Consider the following 19,628-nt stretch of genomic DNA (forward strand, 5'->3'; position numbering starts at 1 on the left):
ACACAATCGCGGGATTCACGCCACGTCCTCCCCCGTTCAGCGATCATCCCAAGGGCTCGTGGTGTGGGCCGCTGCCCACTGTTGCCGTCGCCATCCCGGGCGGCCGCTGACGAGCGGGAATCTTAGCCGCTCAAGGCAATTCGGGGGCGGGCAGCGGTAACGGGCTCGCCCCTTCGGGCCGTAACCCGTCGAAGATGATCGCCAGGTAGCGCCGCCACAGGTCGGGCGGCGGCTCGGGATGGCCGTCCATCACGTGCACCGGTGCGCACATCAGGAGGAAAACATCTGTTCCGGTGACGTCGGCGCGGATCGCACCGGCTGCACGGGCGTTGGCCACCAATGTCGCCACTCCGGCATGCACCGCGTCGCGGATCGCGATCACCCTTGCGTCGTTTGCGCTGTACTTCTGCAGGTAGGTCAGATCGTGCTGGCGCCGTTGGTCGGCGGCAATGGTGAGGAATTCAAGGAGGGCCGCGCCGGGATCACGGGCATCCGCCAACCCGTGCAGGGCGTCGGTGAGTGTGACGAGGTGCTCGCAGACAAGGGACGCGATCAAATCCTCTTTGGAGGCGAAGTGCCGGAACACCGTGCCCTTGGCTACCCCCGCGCGACGCGCGATATCCGCGACTGAGGCCTCGACGCCGCGTTCAGCGAACACTTCCTCGGCCGCGGCCAGGAGTGCCTCGCGATTGCGCGCGGCATCGGCACGTAAGGCGCGGGTGGATGAGGTCACCCTCGCACACTAGCAAGTTGACCGGCTGGTCATCTTATGCCTACAGTGCGTGAGTCAAGATGACCACCCGGTCATTTTTTCTGCATGCCGAATGCTTTGGAGGACACATGAAATTGGCAGGCGCCACGGCCTTGGTCACCGGTTCCAATCGCGGCATCGGCTTGCATTTCGCGACCGAACTCCTGCGCCGCGGGGCCAAGGTCTACGCCACGGCGCGACGGCCCGAGCTCGTGAACATCCCGGGGGCCGAAGTGCTCCGCTTGGACATCATGGATCCGGAGTCTGTCCGGGCCGCCGCTGAAATCGCCGAGGACGTCGATATTTTGATCAACAATGCGGCCGACACCGCGGGCGGCAATCTGGTGACCGGCGACCTGGAGGCCATCCGCCACGTCATGGAATCGAACTACTTCGGCACGCTCAACGTCATCCGGGCATTCGCACCGGTTCTCGCGCGCAACGGCGGCGGATCCATCGTCAACGTGCTGTCGGCAGCCGCGTGGCTCACGGTTGACGGTAACACCGCCTACGCCGCGGCCAAGTCAGCCGAGTGGGGACTCACCAACGGTGTGCGCCTCGAATTAGCCAGGCAGGGAACACATGTCGTCGGCCTCGTTCCCGGACTCATTGGAACTGAGACCTTGTACGACTTCGCCCGCAAGGTCGGGATCGACTTCCCCGAAGGCGCGGTCACTGAACCGGCCGCACTTGTCGAACTGGCGCTCGACGGACTGGAGGCAGGCGAGATCGAGATCGCCGACGCGATCGGCCTGCAGGCCAAGGCCACATTGGCGGGGCCGCCGCAGGCCTTCACTCTCTGAGGCTCGCCACGCCGGCCGGGTCCTTTATGTTCAGAATGTGCCGGAACTGAATGCGCGACTCGCCCGTCCCCACGCCTCGATCGCATTCGCAGACAGCGGTGGCACCGGCACGCCCGTCGTACTCATCCACGGCGCCGGCGCCGACCATTCGATCTTCGAAGCGCAGGCAACCGCGCTCGTACAGCGGGGTTTTCGCGTCATCGCGTGGGATCTTCGCGGACACGGACAGTCGACGCTCGCCGAGGGCGTGCTTTTCACCGGGTCGGACGCACTCGCCGACATGCGCGCGCTGTTGGGCGAGTGCAATGTCAACCGGCCTGTACTGGTGGGGCATTCACTGGGCGGAAACATGGCGCAGACCTTGGCCCACGACCATCCTGAACTCGTTAGCGCAGTGGTCGTCATGGATTCGACGTGGAACACCGGCCCACTGACAAAATTCGAGCGCTTGTCGCTTCGGTTGGCCGCCCCCTTACTTTCGCTGATCCCTGCCGGGCGCCTTCCCAATGTTCTGGCGCGAGCATCAGCGGTGACTCCGGACGCCGTCGAGCGGGCCGCGACAATCTTCGCCCACATGCCCAAACGCAGGTTCATCCAGGTGTGGCGAGCGACAATATCCTTCATCGAACCCCAACCGCAGCTGCGGTTCCCGGTACCGCTCGCGCTTGTCCGCGGCGCCGAGGACCGCACCGGAAACATCGCCGATGCGATGCCTCGCTGGGCCGCCGCCGACCGCGTTCGCGAGCAAGTCATCCCCCATGCCGGTCACCTCGTGACATGGGATGCTCCCGATCAGACATCGCGCACCCTGATCCACATTCTCGAAGACTGGAACATGGCACCCGCCGAGTAACAGTGGTCGCGATGCTTCGCGGCCGACGTCGATGCGAAACCGTTACTCCTTGGAGTAGTCGACGCTGAGCCAGTGCTCGGGGCGCATCCGGAAGAGGAGCGATTCGGCGTCGGGATGGTCCTTCGCGAACGACTCCGTGAACTCGTTGCCCCCCTCCTCACCGAGATAGCGAACGGCGATCGCGCGCATCGTGGCGTCATCGGCCGTCTCGATAGCGATCACCGGTCCCTCGGCGCTGACGTAGCGGTACGGGTACGTCTCGTCCTGAGCGGTGATGGTGAAGCGCCGGGCCGCAGTGATCAGGCGCGCCTTGAGCGACCCGGCCAAGCTGGAGACAAGCACCTCGCCGCCAGGCTCATAGGCATACCAGATCGGTACCGACAGCGGTGCGCGGTCAGGGCGTTCGACGGCGATCACGCCGACATGCAGATCGGCCAAGTAGGTCTCGCGTTCCGTGCTGCTCATCTTCGACATGATCAGACCAACCGAGTGGCACCCGTCACGATTCCCGGTCCAAGCGGCGAGCGCTTGTGCATGTCTGTCATTTCGAGGGCGCAGTGGTGTGGAAGATCGGCCAGCAGATCTCGGTGGCCGTGAACCTCCCCGGATCTGTTGCCGTGCCACCGATGTAGTGTTCGCGGATGGGCCCCTGATCGCTGATCAGGTGCTCGTTGACATAGATCCCCAGGGCTGCGTAACTGCGGTCGATCCCATCATGGCCGCCGGAGTGGGTGAGCACCGCGAATTCGGTCTTGGGTAAGACCTCGGGGTGGATACCCTCCGGGGGATCCGCGGATGTTGGTGCTTGGACGAACATGGTTGCGCTGCCGTGCTGTTCGAGAAACAGCGCGCGCTCGTAGAGGCCGCCCGGCACCACCGCGGTGGGCGTGCCTGTGGCCGTGGCGACGGCATCGTGCAGCGTGGTGAGCGACGCGCCGAACCAGTCATCGATCTCGGAGACGTCGATGGTGGCGCAGACCGACCAGACGGCGAGCTCCGGTTCGTGGCGCACCGTAACGTCGGCGGGAGTACTTGCGGGGGAGAGCAATTCGCGCAGGGCACCCACCGTCTCGCGCGTTTGTTGCAGCTGCGCCTCCATCTGTTCCAGATGGGTGGTGATGATGTCGGTGCGGGCACCGGCGTCTTCGGTGCTCAGGAGCGCCTTGATGTCGGGAATGGACATGCCCAGGGAGCGGAATCGGCGGATGATGTGAGCATGGTCGACCTGGCTGGTGTCGTAGAAGCGATATCCGGAGTGGGGGTCGATGTGGGCGGGTTCGAGAATGCCGAGGTCGTGATAGTGACGTAGTGCTTTCCTGCTCAAGCTGGTCATCACGGCGAAGTCACCGATCGAGACCTGCGCTCCCATGACACCCTCCTTGATCTGCGCTCCGCGTTATTGGCAGCGCCATAGTGGAGTCTCCCCCAGGGGCAAGGTCAACAGTGCGGCCCCGGCTTGACCCTCCCCCTGGGGGAAGCTCCACCGTGGGGTCATGACCATCACCACAGACTGGGATGCGCTCCCAGAGACCGTTAGAACGTTCATGAAGGCGCTCGATGCCCGTGAGGTAGAGCAGGCGCTGGCCACGCTGAGCAACGATGCCGTGGTGACCGACGAGGGCCACGACTACACCGGGCATGACGAGATCGGGTCCTGGATCGCGACTGCGGCCAGCGAGTACACGTACACCGCCGAGTTCACCGGCGCGAGGCCGACCGACGCTGGCGTCGATGTCGGGCAGCATCTGGAGGGCGACTTCCCCGGCGGGGTCGCCGACCTTCAGTATCGCTTCACCCTGGACGGCACCGTCATCGGCCGGGTGGTGATCGAGCCATGAGCCGGCGCTGGTTCATCACGGGCGGCACACCCGGCAACTTCGGGACGGCGTTCGCCGAGGCGGCGCTGGAGGTGGGTGACCGCGTAACACTCACATCCCGGCGGCCGCAGGAGCTGGCGACGTGGGCGCGGCAATACGGCGACCGTGTCCTGGTCGTTTCGCTGGATGTCACCGATGCAGCGCAGGTGCTGGAGGCGGTGCGTACAGCGGAGGAACACTTCGGCGGTATCGATGTTCTGGTCAACAACGCAGGCCGTGGTTGGTACGGATCGATCGAAGGGATGGACGAGTCCTCGGTGCGGGCAATGTTCGAGCTGAACTTCTTCGCGGTGCTGTCGGTGACGCGGGCGGTGCTCCCCGGGATGCGCACCCGCGGGAACGGGTGGATCGTCAACGTGTCGTCGGTGGCCGGGCTTGTCTCGGCGGTCGGCTTCGGCTACTACAGCGCCACGAAGTTCGCCATCGAGGCCGTCACCGATGCGCTGCGCGACGAGGTCGCTGACCAGGGCATCCGCGTGCTGACGGTCGAGCCGGGGGCGTTCCGCACCAACGCCTACGCCGGCTTCGCCGACGAGCCGGTCTCGGAGGCGATTCCCGACTATCACGACATGCTGGAACAGGTCCGTGCCACCTTCGTCGGGATGGACGGTGTACAGCCCGGCGATCCGCACCGCGGCGCCCGCGCGGTGATCGCGGCGATGGCCCAGGACCCGCCTCCCTCTCGGCTGGTCCTGGGCAACGGCGGCTACGACGCCGTAATCGATTCGCTGCAGCAGAACCTGGCCGACATCAGCTCCAACGAAACCCTCTCTCGCAGCGCCGATTTCCCTTCCTAATCGGCCGACTGAGCAGGACACACTCCTCCGGTTTGGCCGCTATTACCGCGTCATCTGACCGTTGAGCAACATGCGGTCCCGCCAGCCGTGATGATCTCCACTATCGATAGCGCTGCGGCGACGTTTCGCGGGGCCGGGTCACCACCGGGAAGAAGAACGGGAACGCCGTTCGCAGCGCGAGCAGTGACATGAGGACGTCCACGTGGCCGGCGACGGACACCGTATCCAGTGCCTGTGCCGGGTCGTCACTGAGCAACAGTCCGGTGACGGCGGCGTGGTCACCGCTGACGGTGACGTCCGGCTCCTCTGCCATCCGGCCCGATGCGTTGAGCACCTGCCGATTCAGCACCAGGCTGCGTTTCTCGCCGGTGTCGGTGACATCGACGTTGACCGTCAGTGATATTCCGGCGGCGCGATCCGAGTCCATGGCGATGCCGAGGTAGTCGAACACCGCATCGAGCGGCACGCTGCCGGACAGCCCGCTGGGCGAGGGTCCCCGCATGCAGGGGTCGGGCACGCCCTCGCGGAGCTCCTTGGCGCCGACAAGGTAGAAGTTGCGCCACGTGCCGGCCTCGGATTGGTAGCCGAGTTGCTCGAATGCGTCGGCCTGTAGGCAGCGGGCCTGCGCGCAGTCCGGGTTCGCATACACCGCATGTTGTAGAAGCTGTGCAGCCCAACGGTATTCGCCGCTTTCGAACGCCGCGCGGGCATGACCCACCACTGCGTCGACGCCGCCCATCAACTCGACGTAGCGCGGTGCGGCTGCGGTGGGTGTCAACGGGTTCAGCTCCGCGGGGTTGCCGCTGAAGAAGCCTAGGTAGTAGTTGTACACGGCGCGGGCGTTGTGGCTGACGGTGCCGTAGTAGTCCCTGGTCGCCCACGGTTTCGCCAGCACCGGCGGCAAGGTCACCGCCTCGCCCATCTCGGCGAGTGTGTAGCCGCGGTTGGCCAGGTGCAGGATACGGTCGTGGATGAACTTGAGCACGTCGCGGTAGTCGGTGATGAACTGGCGCACCCGCTCGTTGCCCCACACCGGCCACTGGTGCTGGATGAACAGGACCTCGGCGTCATCACCCCAGGTGCCGAGCATCTGATCGAGGTATTTCACCCACAGTAGGGCGTCGCGGGTCTTGGTGCCGCGCAACGTGTACAGGTTGTGCAGCGCGTGCAGCAATTCGTCGGCGGCGCACTGCGTTCCGGGCGTCGGGGCCGTTCACAGGTGAGAGGTCCTTTCGGTTCGGGGTGGGCACGAACTCAATCTGATGATACCGTCGTAACTGACGAAATCATCATAACTATGAAGGAGGTGGCCATGACAGCTGCTGTCGACGCACATCACGACCTGCATTCCGAGGGCGGCGCCCTGCACGGCGAGCACCCCGGACGGGGGCGCAATCCCCTGATCAAAGTCGCGGACATCGCGTGGCTGGAGTTCGAGAAGCCCGACCTCCTGCGCGCCGAGGCATTCGCCAGGGCTTTCGGGTTCCAGACCGCTCTGCGCACCCCGGACGAGATCCACCTGCGCGGCACTCGCGCCGGTTCGCCCGCGGTGATCATCCGGCGCGCCGGGCAGACGAAGTTCACCGGCGTGGCGTTCCGCGCCCAGGACGAGATCGATGTGCTGCGACTGGCTGACGCCGTGGGAGCGCCCACCCGGCGACTGCCCGAGACGCTCGGCGGGGTTGCGGTTCAGTTGACGGATCCCAGCGGCTGCCCGGTCCAGGTGGTCGCGGGCATGCACCAGCTCCCGGAACTTCCTGAGCAGCAACAGGTTACGATGAATTCCGGCGCAGCTGTGCAGCGCATGAACACCACCGTACGGCCACCGCGGATACCTGCGCGGATCCAGCGGCTGGGGCATGTCGTCCTGCAGTCCAATCGCTACTTGGCCACCCTCAACTGGTACCTGGACAACCTCGGGATGATCGTCAGCGACTTCCTGTATTTCCCGGGGCAGCGTGAGCGGGGCCCGGCGATGAGTTTCATCCGATGTGACCTCGGTTCGGTGCCCGCCGACCACCACACGCTGGCCCTGGCGCTGGGTCCCGCCAACCGCTATGTCCATTCCGCCTACCAGGTCAGTGATCTCGACGCGCTGGCCGCCGGAGGTGAGTACCTACGTGACCGCGGATATCTGCGGTCGTGGGGAATAGGACGGCACATCCAGGGCAGTCAGTTGTTCGATTACTGGCGTGATCCGGATGGATTCCTGGTCGAACACTTCACCGACGGCGACATGTTCGACAACTCCCTCGAGCCTGGCTGGGGGCCGTTCACGGCGTCAGGTCTGGCGCAGTGGGGGCCTCCTGTCACCAGCGACTTCCTGGAATCCGGCCCCAAAAACGCTCGTATGCAATTGCTTTCCATGATCAGCGCACTTCGTGACGACAACGAATTCGACATCCACCGCCTCATCGGCCTGATGAAAGTAGCGACCTCATGACCATCTCCATTCTGAAGACCGCGGACTCCTGGTGGGTCAAGACCGATGCCGGCCATGCCGCCGAGATCAGCACCAAAGCCACGACCACCGGCCAGATCTTGGCCGACCGCACCGCCATCATCGCTGCTGCCTCCGGGACACCTGTGGCGATCGAGCAACTCAATCTGGTCTCACCCATCACCGCACCTTGTCGCGTGGTGGCGCAGATGACCAATTTCGAGTCCCACGTGGTGGATTCGAACATGGATCCGGCATCCGTCCCGCTGACGTTCTTCCGGAAGTCGTCGGCATCGATCAGCGGGCCCACCGACGACATCGTCAAACCCCAACACGTCAAATTCATGGACTACGAGGTGGAGATCGGTCTGGTGATCGCCACCGACATGCCGGTGGGAACCACGGTGACCGATCTGAACCTTTCCGACTATGTGGCCGGTCTGGTGGTCACCAACGACGTCTCCGCCCGGGACATCCAGCTGCCGCAGACCCAGTTCTACGAAGCCAAGTCGTACCCGACCTTCACCCCGACGGGACCGGAACTGGTGCTGCTGGATGCCAAGGAGCTCAGGCGGTTCGGCGATCTGCGCCTGCGCCTGTCGGTCAACGACGAGCAGCGGCAGAACGCGTTGGTGGAAGGTGACATGCTCTACCGCCCGCTGCAAGCGCTGCAGTCGCTGACCCGCTTCCAGACCCTGGCGGCCGGTGATCTGATCCTCACCGGGACCCCGATCGGCACCGCCCTGAGCGCGCCGCCCAAGGTCGTCGAGAAGATCGGCGCGCTGCTGCCGCCCGCACTGAAATGGAAGAGCTTCTTCACCTCCCAGGCCAAGAACCCCAAGTACCTGCGCGACGGTGATCTGGTCGAAGCCTCGGTGTCCACCGATGACGGCGCCATCGACCTCGGCGTGCAGCGAATGAAGGTCAGGTACGCGTGAACCGCGTGGTGATCGTCGGCGGCGGTCCGACGGGGATCGCCGCGGCTACGCTGATGGCGCAGCACGGAGTGGCCTCGGTGGTGCTCGAGCGCTGGGCCGACATCTATCCGCAGCCGCGCGCGGTGGCCGCCGACGACGAAGTGTTCCGGATCCTGGCTAGGCTCGGCATCGGTGAGGACTTCGCCAAGACCTCGCGCCCCGGTCTGGGGCTACGCCTCGTGGAACCGGATCTCAAGGTTCTCAATGAGTTTCGTCGTGAGGTCGTCGGCGTCAACGGCTACCCCGAGTCCAACATGTTCGACCAGCCGGTGCTCGAACGCCTGCTCCGTGACAACCTGGCCGCGTACCCGGAAGCGCTGTTGCGCTCCGATGCCGAGGTCACTGCCATCGACACCCTGCCGGGCGGAACAGTGAATGTTCAGTTCACCGATCGGCGCACCGGCGAGCAGGAGAGCATCGACGCCGACTACGTCTTGGGGTGTGACGGTGCGAACAGCCTGACCCGAAGGGCCATCGGCTCCACGATGACCGGGATGGGATTCGAACAGCGCTGGCTCGTCATCGACATCGACACCGACGAGTCGCTGGGACAGTGGGACGGCGTGCACCAGGTATGCAGTTCGGTGCGGGCGGGGACCTTCATGCGGGTCACCGAGACCCGCTACAGGTGGGAGTTTGAGCTATTGCCGCACGAGACCGAGGACGACTACCGGACGCTGGCCGAGATCGCGCCGCTGATCCGGCCGTGGGCGCCGTCGCTCGAACGGCTGAACCTGGTCCGCACCTGTGAGTACACCTTCCGCGCCCAGGTTGCTGACCGGTGGCGGCGGGGCAACATCTTTCTCCTGGGCGATGCGGCACACCTGACTCCACCGTTCATCGGTCAGGGAATGGGTGCCGGTCTGCGCGACGCGATGAATCTGGCGTGGAAGATCGCCGGGGTGTGCCGCGGGGCACTGCCGGAGTCCATGCTGGACACCTATCAGCGCGAACGGAAACCGCACGCCCGCAGCATGATCCGATTCGCCGTTGCCATCGGGTGGGCCATGACCGCAGGCGGTCGCCGAGGTGACTTCTTGCGCACCCGGATACTGCCCCGCCTGCAGCCGCTGGCGGCCAGGTACGCACCATCAGCCACACCTGCCCTGCGCCGCTCGGCGCTGACGCGTCGCACCCGCGTGCGCGGGGACCTGGCCGGATCTCTCTGTCCCAACGTCGATCTCGGCGGCGCGCGGCTCGACGAACTGGTGGGTAGCCGCGTCGCGGTGGTCACGTGTGACGCGCTGCCCGGCCGACAGCGGGCGCTGCTGGCCGAGGACGGCGTCGCGGTGCTCGAAGTGACAGCCGCCAGCGAACTCGGCGCCTGGTTACAGCGCGGGCAGGTGACAACGGCGGTGATCCGCCCTGACCGCGCTGTGCTGACCACAGGTAGCGGACCGCGCAGTACAGACGAATTGTGTTTCCTGGCAAGGACAATCGCAAAAGTCGGAGTGGTAGACCATGCGCGCCGCTGACCTCCAGTTGGACACTGTCACCGTCGAACAAACCGATCGGGTGCTGGTGGCCCGGGTGTCGGACCCGCCCTACAATTTCATGACGGCACGGATGCAGAAGGACCTCGATGCGCTGACGATTGCCGTCGACGCCGACAACTCCATCGGCGCGGTGATTCTCACCGGTGGAATCGAGCACCGCTACATCACGCACTTCGACATCGAGGACATTCTTGCCACGTCCACCGGTCGCGTCCTGCCCCACGGTGTGTTGTCGGGCCTCCTGGCCGGCGTGTCCGCCCTCCCCGCAGCCCGCGACATCGTCGAACGCAGCCCCATCAGCGGCCTGCTCAGCATCACCCGCTTCAACGATGTGGTGCTGCGCATCATGCGCTCGCCCGCGGTGTACCTCGCGGCCATCGGTGGTCCCTGCGGCGGCGGGGGCCTTGAGCTCTCGGTCTGCTTCGACGTGCGCGTGGCCGCCGACGACGACCACACCGGCTTCATGCTGCCCGAGTTGTTGATCGGGCTCACCACCACGGTCGGGGGGCAGCGGCTGGCGCAACTGATCGGTCCGTCGCGCGCCCTCGAGATGCTGTTGCAAGGCCGGCAGTACTCCCCCCGGGAGGCTCTCGACATGGGTCTGCTGAACCGGGTGGTGCCCGCCGGCAGATTGATGGACGAGACGATGGAGCTTGCGCAGCTGTACTCGCGCCGCAATCGGGCCACCGTCGCAGCACAGAAGCAGATCTTCAATGAGCACCACGCCCTGAGCCCCGCTGACAGCCTGCGCCATGAAGGTGCCACCAGCGCCATCTCCATCAACGCCGCCGCGGCCCACCGAGCGCTGCAGGAGTGGGTGGACCGGCGAGGCGACGGCGACTCGGTGTTCCTCACCGAACCCGACCCGTGGGTGCGCGGTGATGCAGTCAGCCTGAATGCGCGCGACTAGCATGTAGGGCCGATGACCGAACCAGCAGGAACCGTCAGCCGACTCGAGCGACGCAAACAACGCACCAGGGCTGCGTTGCTCAAAGCTGCCCAATCCTTCATCGCCGCAGGCAAGCTCAATGTGCCGGTCCTGGAGATCACCCAGGCGGCCGACGTCGGAATGGGCTCCTTCTACAACCATTTCGACAGCAAAGAAGACCTGTTCGCAGCCGCAGTGTCCGAGGTGATGGACGGCCACGGCGCATTGCTCGACGAGCTCACCGAGGGTATCGAGGATCCCGCGGAGACCTTCGCATGCAGCTTCCGGTTGACCGGGCGCATCTTCCGGATCCGGCCGCAGGAGACGGCGATCCTGTTGGCCAACGGTCTTGATCTGTCCGTATCGGAGCGGGGGCTGGCGCCGAGGGCGTTACGCGACATCAAGGCGGCCGTGGCGGCCGGCAGGTTCCACACCGACGACCCAGAGCTCGCGCTGGCCGTAGCCGGTGGTGCCCTGTTGGCGCTGGGAAAGCTGATCAGCAAGAATCCGGACCGAGACGATGCGCAATCGGCGGACAAGGTCACCGAAGACGTGCTGCGCATGCTGGGGTTGTCTGCGGAGGAAGCGCACGAGATCTGCACACGGCCGCTGCCGGACCTCGCGAATCTGGTGCAGTGACCGGCTGGCTGGACGTTCACGCGCATTACGTGACGCAGCGGTACCGGGCCGACTGTGAGTCTGCAGGTTTCGGTGAACCGGACGGCATGCCGGGGATTCCCGGCTGGAGCGTGGAGCAGGCGCTTGAGGTGATGGCCGCCAGCGGGGTCGCAGCCGCAGTGCTCGCCATCTCATCGCCGGGAGTGCATTTCGGTGACGACCGGGCGGCACGGGATCTGGCCGCACATGTCAACGACTTCGGGGCAGAGGTGGTGGCGGCCCGGCCGGCGTCCTTCGGCCTGGCTGCCGTACTGCCGCTGCCCGACGTCGATGGCGCGCTGGCTGAATTGAACCGGGCCAGAACAGTTCTGGCAGCTGACGCGGTCGCTGTGAAGACCAACTACCACGGGCGCTATCTCACCGATCCCGAATTCGACTCTGTGCTGGCCGAACTGGACGCCCACGCCGATGTGGTGCTGCTGCACCCGACATCGCCGCCGGCGTGGGAGGCAACGGCGTTGGGGTACCCCCGGCCGATGCTGGAGTTCCTGTTCGACACCACCCGCTGCGTCGTCGACCTGATCCTGTCCGGAACGCTGGCCCGGTACCCCGCCATCCGCTGGGTGGTTCCGCACGCGGGTGCCGTACTGCCGGTGGTGGCCCACCGGGTTGCCGCCATGACGGTGGTCACGGGAACACCTGTCGATGTGCCGGCGGCGCTGGGCTCAATGTACTTCGACCTGGCCGGGTTCCCGGTGCCCGTCGCCCTGGAGTCGCTGCTGAAAGTCGTCTCACCCCGACAACTGCTGTACGGCAGTGACTTTCCCTTCACGCCTGCGCCTGCGGTCACTGCCCTGGCACAGGCGCTGGCACAGGAGTCCGTCCTGCAGGCGGCCGACTTGACGCTGAACCCCGGTTCGACGGCCGCAGGTCTGTTCCCCAGGTTCGTCACGGGGTGAGCACCATACCGTCCTCGCCGACGGTGATCTCACCACTGTAGTGATCGCTCATTCCTTGCGTGAAGAGCCGCCGGGCGACGAAGCCGTCCGGGTAGGGCGTCAGGTGCGTCAGGGCGAGGTGCTCCACTCCGGCATCTTCGGCTTGCTGTGCCAACGCGATGGTATCGGCGTGGTAGTCGATGGTGCGCTCGGCGACCATCGCGTCGTACTCGTTGCCCATCCCGCGCATGATCGGGATGGCCCGCCGCACCATGTGCGACGCATAGGCCTCGTGAACAACAAGGTCCGCGTCCTGCATAGCAGGCATGTTCAATTGGCTCACCGTGGTGTCCCCGCTGATGAAAACCTTCTTGCCGCCGTAGGTAATGACATATCCCTGTGCAGGTTTGACCGGATCGTGGACCACAAGATGGGCATCGATTGTCACTCCGTCCCGGTCGTAGACGCGGACGGATCTCGCATTGTCAGGAAAGTGAATGTCCGCCGGAACCGCCTGCCCGCCGGACTTGTTTGATGACAGGTCGGACATGTTGTCCGCCCGGTAGCCGTTATCCAGGGCGTAGACGGAGTTCAACGCGTCGATCACCGCGATCGTGCCCTCCGGGCCCGTCACCGGTAGCGGTTCCGACCGACCCCAGATCCACCCGTAGTTGACCAACGTGCCGAGTCCGTTGAAGTGATCAGAGTGGTAGTGGGTGATGAAAACCTGTTCGATCTCATGCACCGGCACGCCGGAGTTCACCAGCGACCGCGTGGCACCTTCACCGGCGTCAAAAACAAAGAGCCTACCGCCGGCCGACACCATGGTGCAGGCCTGTGCACTGGCGCTGGCTTCGGGAGATCCGGTTCCACACAGCAGGATTCGTAACGATCGGTCATCGGCACCAAACGCGTACTGTTCGGACTCGGCCAGCTGGCTGCGAATTGCGCGGTCGATGATCCAGTCACGCTTCACATAGGCGGTAACACCCCCGATGCCGGCGACCGCCACCAGTGCGATCGCCGTGCCAGCCGCGTACCTCTTCCACCGTGACACGATCTGCGACTCCCTCTCGATAGGTTATGATGAATTCGTCAGTTCCGCCGTAATCCTCAGTTGCGGAGTGAGCCCCACGCTAGCGGTTTCTATGCCGAGCGTCCAGTAATCACTCGTGAAGGAGTTCGACGCCATGACCCCAGACCCCCTGTCCACACTGGCCAACCGCGCTTTTCTCTATGGATTTCCCCTCGTGTTCGGTCTCGAGCAAGTTCAACGTTTCGCGACGACCGGAATCGGCGCCACACCCGCCGCGCCCTACAACTCGTTCGGTCACGCGCGCACGCTCGCCGGCCCCGAGGACACCTTCGTCTCCATCAACAACGACACCGTGTATTCGATTGCACAGCTGGATCTTTCAGCAGGGCCGTTACTTCTCGACCTGCCCGATACCCACGGTCGCTACTACGTCATGCAGTTCATCAGCGCGTGGACGGAGAACTTCGCCTACCTGGGCTTCCGGTCCACCGGTACCGCCGCCGGCCGTTACTTGATCGTGGGACCCGACTGGGACAGTGTCACGGGTTCCGAACATTCAGATGTGAAGCTGGTACAGAGTCCGACCCAGATCGCGACGCTCATGGGTCGCTGGGCTGTCACTGGCAAGGCCGACTTGGCCGCGGTGGCCCGACTGCAGGACGGCACCCGACTCACGCCGATAGGTTACGCCGACGCTGACGGTCTGCCCGTTGTCGACGATGCCCGTTTGAGTGCGGAGCTGGCGTTCTGGGAGCGCTACAGGGTCTATTCACAAGCGTTTCCACCCGTGGCCAGGGACGTCGAGGTTCAGTCCAGCTTCGCGGCGTTGGGGCTCACCGGGTCCACACCGGTCGGAGATCTCGAAAGGGACCGCCGCGAGGCCCTGATCCAGGGCTACCGCGACGGCATTGCGAGCGCACAACAGTTACTGCATAACAGCCGTGGAGATGCCGGCTGGACTTCGAGTCAGCACATATTCGACTTCAGCATCGACCATTTCGAGATCGGTACGATCGACGACCCGCAGTGGAAGATCGCCGACCAGGATGAACGCTTGCTCCTGCGTACGGCAGCGGCACTGGCCGGACTCTGGGGCGCGCACGCCTATGAAGCGGTCTATTTCACCGCATACCAGGACGGTGACGGCAATCTTTTGACCGGTGACCACACCTACGAGCTGACGCTGAATCCGCCGCCTCCCAACGGCGCATTCTGGTCGCTGACGATGTACCAGACTCCCGATTTCACGCTGGTGGACAACAGGATCGACCGCTATTCGGTGGGGGATCGCACCCGCGGCCTGGTGACCGATGCCGCTGGCGCGGTGACCATCACCGTCGCAGCTTCGATGCCGACGGATGCGACGGCACAAGCGAACTGGTTACCGGCGCCCGACGGACCCTTCCGTCCGATCCTGCGCGTCTACCTGCCCGACCAGACAGTGCTCGACGGTACCTACGAGCTGCCGGCGTTCACGCGCATTCGATAACCGAGAACGGATGGGGCCGCATCAGGAGACCACCGGCAGATCCGGCGCTGTTCAGCGGCAGCCATGGAGGCGGCCGCCGTGGACGTGGGTCCGAAATCTCCAAACCTGCTGTGCGGCACTAGGTTTTGTGACATTCGCCTGGGCCCGAAAGACTGGACGCTCAGCACAAGAATGAATAGCCTCGGCAATGTAAGCGAGTTGCACAGGTAGCGCGAGAAAGAGAGATAGAACATGGATAGAAATCGTGTAATCCGTTGGTTGGCAACTTTTGTCGGAGGAACCGCGGTCGCCTTGACCCTCGGTGCGGGCGCGGCCGGAGCACATCCAGGCGATCCTGGGGCTCCAAGACCCGGCCTGCTGCCCGGGCCCGGGGTGGCGCCCCAGGACCGGGGGTGCCGCCGGGACACCCCGGACTGCCCGGACCGCTGATCTGAGCTTCGGGTGCCCCGGCTCTCAAGCCGGGGCGCCCCGCTGCGGGGCTAAGGTGTTCGCCATGGGTCGCCAAGCTGAGATGAGTGCCGAAAGCCGGTCACGACTGTTGGCGGCGGCGTGGGAGCTGTTGGCCGAGGGCGGATCACGGGCCACTACCGTCGCGTCGGTCGCGCAACGCTCCGGTATCAGCCGGGGGTCGATCAGCTGGCATTTCGGTTCCAAAGAAGGCCTCATCGTCGCAGTGGTCAATAGCGCCTTCGACACCCTCTACGGCAGCATCGAGGAGAAGTTCGAATCGACCGATGACCCGGGATGGCATCGCATCGTTGACGCCCAGTCGGTCATGTTGATCGACGAACGCTTCCAGATCTTCGGCACCCTGGCGCTGGAAACGGTCATCGAGAAGGGCCCGATCGCAGAGGCATTTGCCGTCGGTCAGCGTCGGATCCGTGACCTGTACGCGGACTACATCACAAAGCATGCTCTGGTGGGAGACGACGTTGATGCAGTCGACGCAGCAACGGCGCTGCGAGCACTGACGCTGGGCCTCAACATCCACCGCCGATTCGACGACGACGTGATTGCTTTACCCCGCGCCATCCACGCGCTCAGTGCATTTCGACCAGTTTAAGCGTGTGTAGCTAAGACGCCGGCTCCGTAAAGAGCCGAACTCCTCTGTGCTGCAGCGCTATAGACCTATTGCTCTGCATCTCGACGAACCCGTCCCTGACACTCAGGGCCGACTGCTGCCCGGCAACCTGACGACACGCAGAAGGAACCACAGAGCATGCCCATCGCGACGATCGGCTTCGAACTGTCAACGACAAGGACTGGGACATGAGCCCCCATTGGAGCTCGGCACTGGCAGAACTCGTCCCGTTGTCCATGGTGATCGCTCTGTCGCCGCTCACGATTATCCCCGCCGTGCTCGTGTTACACGCGGCCCGCCCGAAACTGACCGGTCCGGCATTCCTCGCTGGTTGGACGATCGGACTAGGTTCACTCACCGCGCTCTTCGTGCTTGCGTCAAACCTACTGGGCGGCAACAAACCTGAACCACCAGCCTGGACAACGTGGGTGCGGATCGGTATCGGCGTCGCGCTGATCGTCCTCGGTGTCTATCGCTGGGTCAGCCGACATGCCAAACCGCATCAGATACCGGGCACCCGCCACCTCATCGGAGCGAGCCCTGCAAGAGCGCTTGTGATCGGCATACTGCTCGCCGGGGTCAACCCGAAAGTATTTTTCATCTGCGCGGCAGCAGGTCTCACGTTGGCGACCTTGACCATGGGCTCGGGTGCGGGAGCCGCCGCGACGGTGTTCATCGCACTGTCTGCCTCCACCGTCGCCCTACCCGTGCTGGCATACTGCGCTTTCGACGACCGATTGGGCCCGCTGCTCGATCGCATCAAGGACTGGATGGAGAAATACACCTCCGCCGTGATGGCCTCCATCCTGGTGCTGATTGGACTCGTGGTGCTCCTCAAAGGAATTCAGGGCCTCTGACACACGGCCTGGGCACTCACAACTGAAGCTGTCCGCCGTCAACAGCCAGCTCCGCGCCGGTCATGTAGCTGCTGTGGTCAGACGCCAGGAACAATACTGCGCTTGCGATCTCGTCGACATGGCCGAGGCGTTTCATCGGCACGCCGGCAGCCAGACTGTCCAGCAGTCCCTGTTGTTCGGCCTCGGGTGCCAGCCCAGCTAGGCCGGGTGTGTCGATGGGGCCCGGGATGACGGTGTTGACCCTGATCGTGCGGTCCAGCAACTCGGTTGCCCACGTCCGTCCGAGGGAACGGATGGCAGCCTTGGATGCCGCGTACATGCCGAAGGCGGCCACGCCTTCGGTGGCTGCCGTGGATCCGGACAGGATGATCGATGCACCGTCGTTGAGCAAAGGAAGTACCTTCTGCAGCGTGAATGTTGTTCCGGCGACGTTGCGGTCGAAAGTCTGACGGTAGTGCTCGAACGTGACGTCGGCGAGAGGTGCGAAGTCTCCGCCACCGGCGTTGGCGAAGACGACGTCGAGTCCGTTCCCGTGGGCGCTGATGTGCGCGGCCAACGTGTCCAGCGAGTCGAGATCGCTGACGTCGCTGAGGACGCCCTGCACGCGATCGGGGCTCCCGATGGTGGCGGCGGCCTTGTCGAGTCGGCCTTGCTCACGGCCGGTGATGAAAACGAACGCACCTTCGCGGACGAATCGTGCGGCGGTCGCCAGTCCGATGCCTGCCGTACCTCCGGTGACCAAAGCCGTCTTGCCGTCGAGTTGTCCCATGGTGTGCTCCTTGTGTCGTTTAGACGATCTGATCTGCCAAACGCACGTGACATATCACCTATTCCAATTCGTCCCCGGTCAGCTCCGAGCGGGCGGTATCGAGGCGTTCAGGTTGAGGCTGACGTAAATGTGTTCGAACGCGGCGGTGAGCGGCCCGAGCAGATTCTCCGGCAGGGCGTCGAAGAACAACCGGCGTACGAGGTCGACGTGTGCGGGCGCGGCTGCCACGATCGCCGCCAAGCCGGCTTCGGTGAGTATCACGTCGGTAGCGCGCCTGTCGTCTTTGTTCGGCTTGCGACCGGTGAGGCCACGGGCCTCCATCCGACGCAATTGATGCGACAGCCGGCTACGCTCCCAACCGATCTCGGCCGCCAAATCACCTACACGCATAGTGTTTTCGCGGCTGCTGCTCAATGCGTTCAAAACGTCGTAATCTGACAGCGACAGCCCTGAGTCCGCCTGCAACTGCCGGTTCATCTCGTAGTTCATCCGCAACTGCACCCGCATATAGGCATACCAGGCGCGTTTCTGCTCGGCGGTCAACCACACCTGGGTCTTGCGCTTGACCGGGCTGTCACGCTTCTTCTCCGACGGCACCCGCCGATTATCCGGCACCAGGCCCCGCTGGCGGGGATTGCCTGGCGTCATGACTGCCTACTTTGCGGTCTCGGGCCGCGACGGATGCTAGTGATTAAGTGAAGTATCACCTAACTGCAGCGGATGGGGTGCGCCAGTACCGATTGATGGTTGTAGCCCAGCTCGTTGGGCGGTGTGACATCCGGCTGAACGTTTCCGCGGTCATCGCGGGCACGCACCCGGAGCACGTGCTCTCCGGGTGCGACGTCCCAGCGCAACTGCCACCGTGCCCACACCCCGGCCTCACCGCGTGAGGTCAGGTCCGCCTCCAGCCAGGGTCCATCGTCAATCCGGTACTCCACCGCGACCACCCGGCCCTCACCCGCGTAAGCCCGGCCGCGAATCAGGTGCGGTCCCGACGTCAGCTGGGCCGGCCACGGCAACTCGACCAGACTCGACAGCGCCGGCTCGGTGATCGCCGGTCCCCGTGCCGGCGCCACCGACGGGTAGCCGGCTCCGATCAATACGTAGTCCTCGGTGTTCCACGGAACGAAGAGAGCAGCGGTGGAAACCTCGATGCGGCCGAGCCATTTGATACTCGCTGCCCCAAGCCATCCGGATACGATCAGGCGGGCTGGATAGCCGTGATCCGGTGGCAACGGCTCGCCGTTCATGGCAAACGCGACCACGGTGTCGTCCGCCAACGCCTTCGCCAGCGGCAGCGGCCGACGCGCCCGGATCGCGTCCAACGATTCCGGCATCACGTCGTGGGCCTGCTCGGTGAGCTGTGCCGGCTCCAACAGATCACGCAGTCGAACCCCGGTCCATTCCGCAGTGCTGATCGCCGATCGTCCCCACTGTGTGCCGTCGAAGGTACGGCCGATCTCCTCGCCGAACAGCACCCGCCGATTACCCGCACATTCGAGGGTCCGCACCACCGATACCAGAGTGAAGGCGTCCATCAGATCGTGGTAGCTGTACTCGACGCAGTGTCGAACACCGTCTCCTTCGACGCGCAGCACCCAGGTCCGTGAATCGATCTCCGGCGTCGGTGCATGACTGCGAACGAAGAAGCTGTCGTTCGGCGTGATGTCCGACAGCATGTTCTCCGGATTGGTGCCGTAATCCAAACCGGACCCCGTGTCCTCCAACAGCTTTGGAGGGATCGGCTTCATCACCCCATCTGACATACCGTTCGGCATGGCACCCATTCTCCCCCTGTCGAAGGGGGACTACCCCGGCTTTGGGTGACTTCCGACGTGACGGACGCATCGCCACCGCCCGGCATCGTAGGCGTAACGCTGGGCTCCCTGCCACACACCATAGGTACATCACCGATTCG

Annotated in this window: 21 protein-coding genes; 13 read left to right on the top strand and 8 right to left on the bottom strand. The window is 64.5% G+C overall.

What is annotated here, in order from left to right; all coding sequences use genetic code 11:
- Positions 1-130 precede the first annotated feature (130 nt).
- Complete coding sequence (locus P9A17_RS21765; RefSeq protein WP_278040814.1) at positions 131-733, bottom strand: TetR/AcrR family transcriptional regulator; 603 nt, start codon at positions 731-733, stop codon at positions 131-133.
- A gap of 107 nt (positions 734-840) precedes the next feature.
- Here P9A17_RS21765 and P9A17_RS21770 point away from each other — a divergent pair, with 107 nt between their 5' ends.
- Positions 841-1,554 (top strand): SDR family NAD(P)-dependent oxidoreductase, encoded by a 714-nt coding sequence (locus P9A17_RS21770; protein WP_278040815.1) that lies wholly within the window; start codon positions 841-843, stop codon positions 1,552-1,554.
- A 37-nt stretch (positions 1,555-1,591) separates the two neighbouring features.
- Positions 1,592-2,407: an alpha/beta hydrolase gene (locus P9A17_RS21775; protein WP_278040816.1), complete on the top strand. Its 816-nt coding sequence runs from the start codon at positions 1,592-1,594 to the stop codon at positions 2,405-2,407.
- A gap of 42 nt (positions 2,408-2,449) precedes the next feature.
- Here P9A17_RS21775 and P9A17_RS21780 read toward each other — a convergent pair whose 3' ends face one another.
- Together P9A17_RS21780 and P9A17_RS21785 are read right to left on the bottom strand one after the other, a co-directional pair.
- A complete protein-coding gene (locus P9A17_RS21780) occupies positions 2,450-2,881 on the bottom strand; it encodes a pyridoxamine 5'-phosphate oxidase family protein (protein ID WP_278040817.1) in 432 nt (143 codons plus the stop codon).
- Between the two features lie 67 nt (positions 2,882-2,948).
- Entirely contained in the window at positions 2,949-3,776 is an 828-nt protein-coding gene (locus P9A17_RS21785) for a MerR family transcriptional regulator (RefSeq protein WP_278040818.1), read from the bottom strand.
- A 124-nt stretch (positions 3,777-3,900) separates the two neighbouring features.
- Between P9A17_RS21785 and P9A17_RS21790 the strand changes: the two genes are divergently transcribed.
- Both P9A17_RS21790 and P9A17_RS21795 read left to right on the top strand, forming a co-directional pair.
- A complete protein-coding gene (locus tag P9A17_RS21790) occupies positions 3,901-4,245 on the top strand; it encodes a nuclear transport factor 2 family protein (RefSeq protein ID WP_278040819.1) in 345 nt (114 codons plus the stop codon).
- Complete coding sequence (locus P9A17_RS21795; protein WP_278040820.1) at positions 4,242-5,081, top strand: SDR family NAD(P)-dependent oxidoreductase; 840 nt, start codon at positions 4,242-4,244, stop codon at positions 5,079-5,081. The genes P9A17_RS21790 and P9A17_RS21795 overlap by 4 nt, the downstream gene beginning before the upstream one ends.
- 100 nt (positions 5,082-5,181) lie before the next feature.
- On the opposite strand, the gene P9A17_RS21800 is transcribed toward P9A17_RS21795, so the two are convergent.
- Positions 5,182-6,225: an alkyl sulfatase dimerization domain-containing protein gene (locus tag P9A17_RS21800; protein ID WP_278040821.1), complete on the bottom strand. Its 1,044-nt coding sequence runs from the start codon at positions 6,223-6,225 to the stop codon at positions 5,182-5,184.
- A gap of 168 nt (positions 6,226-6,393) precedes the next feature.
- Here P9A17_RS21800 and P9A17_RS21805 point away from each other — a divergent pair, with 168 nt between their 5' ends.
- The 6 genes from P9A17_RS21805 to P9A17_RS21830 are packed head-to-tail and all read left to right on the top strand — an operon-like array spanning position 6,394 to position 12,499.
- The gene (locus tag P9A17_RS21805; RefSeq protein ID WP_278040822.1) at positions 6,394-7,524 is read left to right on the top strand and encodes a VOC family protein; all 1,131 of its coding nucleotides are present in this window, start codon (positions 6,394-6,396) and stop codon (positions 7,522-7,524) included.
- The gene (locus P9A17_RS21810; RefSeq protein ID WP_278040823.1) at positions 7,521-8,459 is read left to right on the top strand and encodes a fumarylacetoacetate hydrolase family protein; all 939 of its coding nucleotides are present in this window, start codon (positions 7,521-7,523) and stop codon (positions 8,457-8,459) included. The genes P9A17_RS21805 and P9A17_RS21810 overlap by 4 nt, the downstream gene beginning before the upstream one ends.
- Complete coding sequence (locus tag P9A17_RS21815; RefSeq protein ID WP_278040824.1) at positions 8,456-9,973, top strand: bifunctional 3-(3-hydroxy-phenyl)propionate/3-hydroxycinnamic acid hydroxylase; 1,518 nt, start codon at positions 8,456-8,458, stop codon at positions 9,971-9,973. Before P9A17_RS21810 ends, P9A17_RS21815 begins: the two co-directional genes overlap by 4 nt.
- Positions 9,960-10,904 (top strand): enoyl-CoA hydratase/isomerase family protein, encoded by a 945-nt coding sequence (locus P9A17_RS21820; protein WP_278040825.1) that lies wholly within the window; start codon positions 9,960-9,962, stop codon positions 10,902-10,904. Before P9A17_RS21815 ends, P9A17_RS21820 begins: the two co-directional genes overlap by 14 nt.
- A 12-nt stretch (positions 10,905-10,916) precedes the next feature.
- Positions 10,917-11,561: a TetR/AcrR family transcriptional regulator gene (locus P9A17_RS21825; protein ID WP_278040826.1), complete on the top strand. Its 645-nt coding sequence runs from the start codon at positions 10,917-10,919 to the stop codon at positions 11,559-11,561.
- Positions 11,558-12,499, top strand: a complete 942-nt coding sequence (locus P9A17_RS21830) for an amidohydrolase family protein (RefSeq protein WP_278040827.1) — start codon at positions 11,558-11,560, stop codon at positions 12,497-12,499. The genes P9A17_RS21825 and P9A17_RS21830 overlap by 4 nt, the downstream gene beginning before the upstream one ends.
- Here the strand turns inward: P9A17_RS21830 and P9A17_RS21835 are convergent.
- On the bottom strand, positions 12,489-13,490 hold the full coding sequence (locus P9A17_RS21835; protein WP_278040828.1) for an MBL fold metallo-hydrolase: 1,002 nt from the start codon (positions 13,488-13,490) through the stop codon (positions 12,489-12,491). The two genes, P9A17_RS21830 and P9A17_RS21835, sit on opposite strands and share 11 nt — an antisense overlap.
- A 178-nt stretch (positions 13,491-13,668) precedes the next feature.
- On the opposite strand from P9A17_RS21835, the gene P9A17_RS21840 reads away from it, so the two are divergent.
- The 3 genes from P9A17_RS21840 to P9A17_RS21850 all read left to right on the top strand — a co-directional run bounded on the left by P9A17_RS21840 (position 13,669) and on the right by P9A17_RS21850 (position 16,941).
- Positions 13,669-15,003, top strand: a complete 1,335-nt coding sequence (locus tag P9A17_RS21840) for a DUF1254 domain-containing protein (RefSeq protein ID WP_278040829.1) — start codon at positions 13,669-13,671, stop codon at positions 15,001-15,003.
- A 493-nt stretch (positions 15,004-15,496) separates the two neighbouring features.
- Positions 15,497-16,066: a TetR/AcrR family transcriptional regulator gene (locus tag P9A17_RS21845; protein ID WP_278040830.1), complete on the top strand. Its 570-nt coding sequence runs from the start codon at positions 15,497-15,499 to the stop codon at positions 16,064-16,066.
- Positions 16,067-16,272: 206 nt separating this feature from the next.
- Positions 16,273-16,941 carry a GAP family protein gene (locus P9A17_RS21850; RefSeq protein WP_278040831.1) on the top strand — a complete coding sequence of 223 codons (669 nt, stop codon included), beginning with the start codon at positions 16,273-16,275 and terminating at the stop codon, positions 16,939-16,941.
- Between the two features lie 16 nt (positions 16,942-16,957).
- On the opposite strand, the gene P9A17_RS21855 is transcribed toward P9A17_RS21850, so the two are convergent.
- The 3 genes from P9A17_RS21855 to P9A17_RS21865 form a co-directional block, all read right to left on the bottom strand.
- On the bottom strand, positions 16,958-17,710 hold the full coding sequence (locus tag P9A17_RS21855) for an SDR family oxidoreductase (RefSeq protein ID WP_278040832.1): 753 nt from the start codon (positions 17,708-17,710) through the stop codon (positions 16,958-16,960).
- A 78-nt stretch (positions 17,711-17,788) separates the two neighbouring features.
- Positions 17,789-18,358, bottom strand: coding sequence for a MarR family winged helix-turn-helix transcriptional regulator (locus P9A17_RS21860; RefSeq protein ID WP_278040833.1), 570 nt, complete (start codon positions 18,356-18,358; stop codon positions 17,789-17,791).
- A gap of 59 nt (positions 18,359-18,417) precedes the next feature.
- The gene (locus P9A17_RS21865; protein ID WP_278040834.1) at positions 18,418-19,488 is read right to left on the bottom strand and encodes a sulfite oxidase; all 1,071 of its coding nucleotides are present in this window, start codon (positions 19,486-19,488) and stop codon (positions 18,418-18,420) included.
- Positions 19,489-19,628 lie beyond the last annotated feature (140 nt).

The organism is Mycobacterium sp. 236(2023) (assembly GCF_029623955.1).
In the GTDB taxonomy this organism is placed as follows: Bacteria; Actinomycetota; Actinomycetes; order Mycobacteriales; family Mycobacteriaceae; genus Mycobacterium.

What these genes read in the sequence shown, in the direction of transcription:
- P9A17_RS21770 (WP_278040815.1), top strand. Translation starts at nt 841, where the DNA reads ATGAAATTGGCAGGCGCCACGGCCTTGGTCACCGGTTCCAATCGCGGC.
- P9A17_RS21780 (WP_278040817.1), bottom strand. Translation starts at nt 2,881, where the DNA reads ATGTCGAAGATGAGCAGCACGGAACGCGAGACCTACTTGGCCGATCTG.
- P9A17_RS21785 (WP_278040818.1), bottom strand. Translation starts at nt 3,776, where the DNA reads ATGGGAGCGCAGGTCTCGATCGGTGACTTCGCCGTGATGACCAGCTTG.
- P9A17_RS21790 (WP_278040819.1), top strand. Translation starts at nt 3,901, where the DNA reads ATGACCATCACCACAGACTGGGATGCGCTCCCAGAGACCGTTAGAACG.
- P9A17_RS21795 (WP_278040820.1), top strand. Translation starts at nt 4,242, where the DNA reads ATGAGCCGGCGCTGGTTCATCACGGGCGGCACACCCGGCAACTTCGGG.
- P9A17_RS21805 (WP_278040822.1), top strand. Translation starts at nt 6,394, where the DNA reads ATGACAGCTGCTGTCGACGCACATCACGACCTGCATTCCGAGGGCGGC.
- P9A17_RS21810 (WP_278040823.1), top strand. Translation starts at nt 7,521, where the DNA reads ATGACCATCTCCATTCTGAAGACCGCGGACTCCTGGTGGGTCAAGACC.
- P9A17_RS21820 (WP_278040825.1), top strand. Translation starts at nt 9,960, where the DNA reads ATGCGCGCCGCTGACCTCCAGTTGGACACTGTCACCGTCGAACAAACC.
- P9A17_RS21825 (WP_278040826.1), top strand. Translation starts at nt 10,917, where the DNA reads ATGACCGAACCAGCAGGAACCGTCAGCCGACTCGAGCGACGCAAACAA.
- P9A17_RS21840 (WP_278040829.1), top strand. Translation starts at nt 13,669, where the DNA reads ATGACCCCAGACCCCCTGTCCACACTGGCCAACCGCGCTTTTCTCTAT.
- P9A17_RS21845 (WP_278040830.1), top strand. Translation starts at nt 15,497, where the DNA reads ATGGGTCGCCAAGCTGAGATGAGTGCCGAAAGCCGGTCACGACTGTTG.
- P9A17_RS21850 (WP_278040831.1), top strand. Translation starts at nt 16,273, where the DNA reads ATGAGCCCCCATTGGAGCTCGGCACTGGCAGAACTCGTCCCGTTGTCC.
- P9A17_RS21855 (WP_278040832.1), bottom strand. Translation starts at nt 17,710, where the DNA reads ATGGGACAACTCGACGGCAAGACGGCTTTGGTCACCGGAGGTACGGCA.
- P9A17_RS21860 (WP_278040833.1), bottom strand. Translation starts at nt 18,358, where the DNA reads ATGACGCCAGGCAATCCCCGCCAGCGGGGCCTGGTGCCGGATAATCGG.
- P9A17_RS21865 (WP_278040834.1), bottom strand. Translation starts at nt 19,488, where the DNA reads ATGCCGAACGGTATGTCAGATGGGGTGATGAAGCCGATCCCTCCAAAG.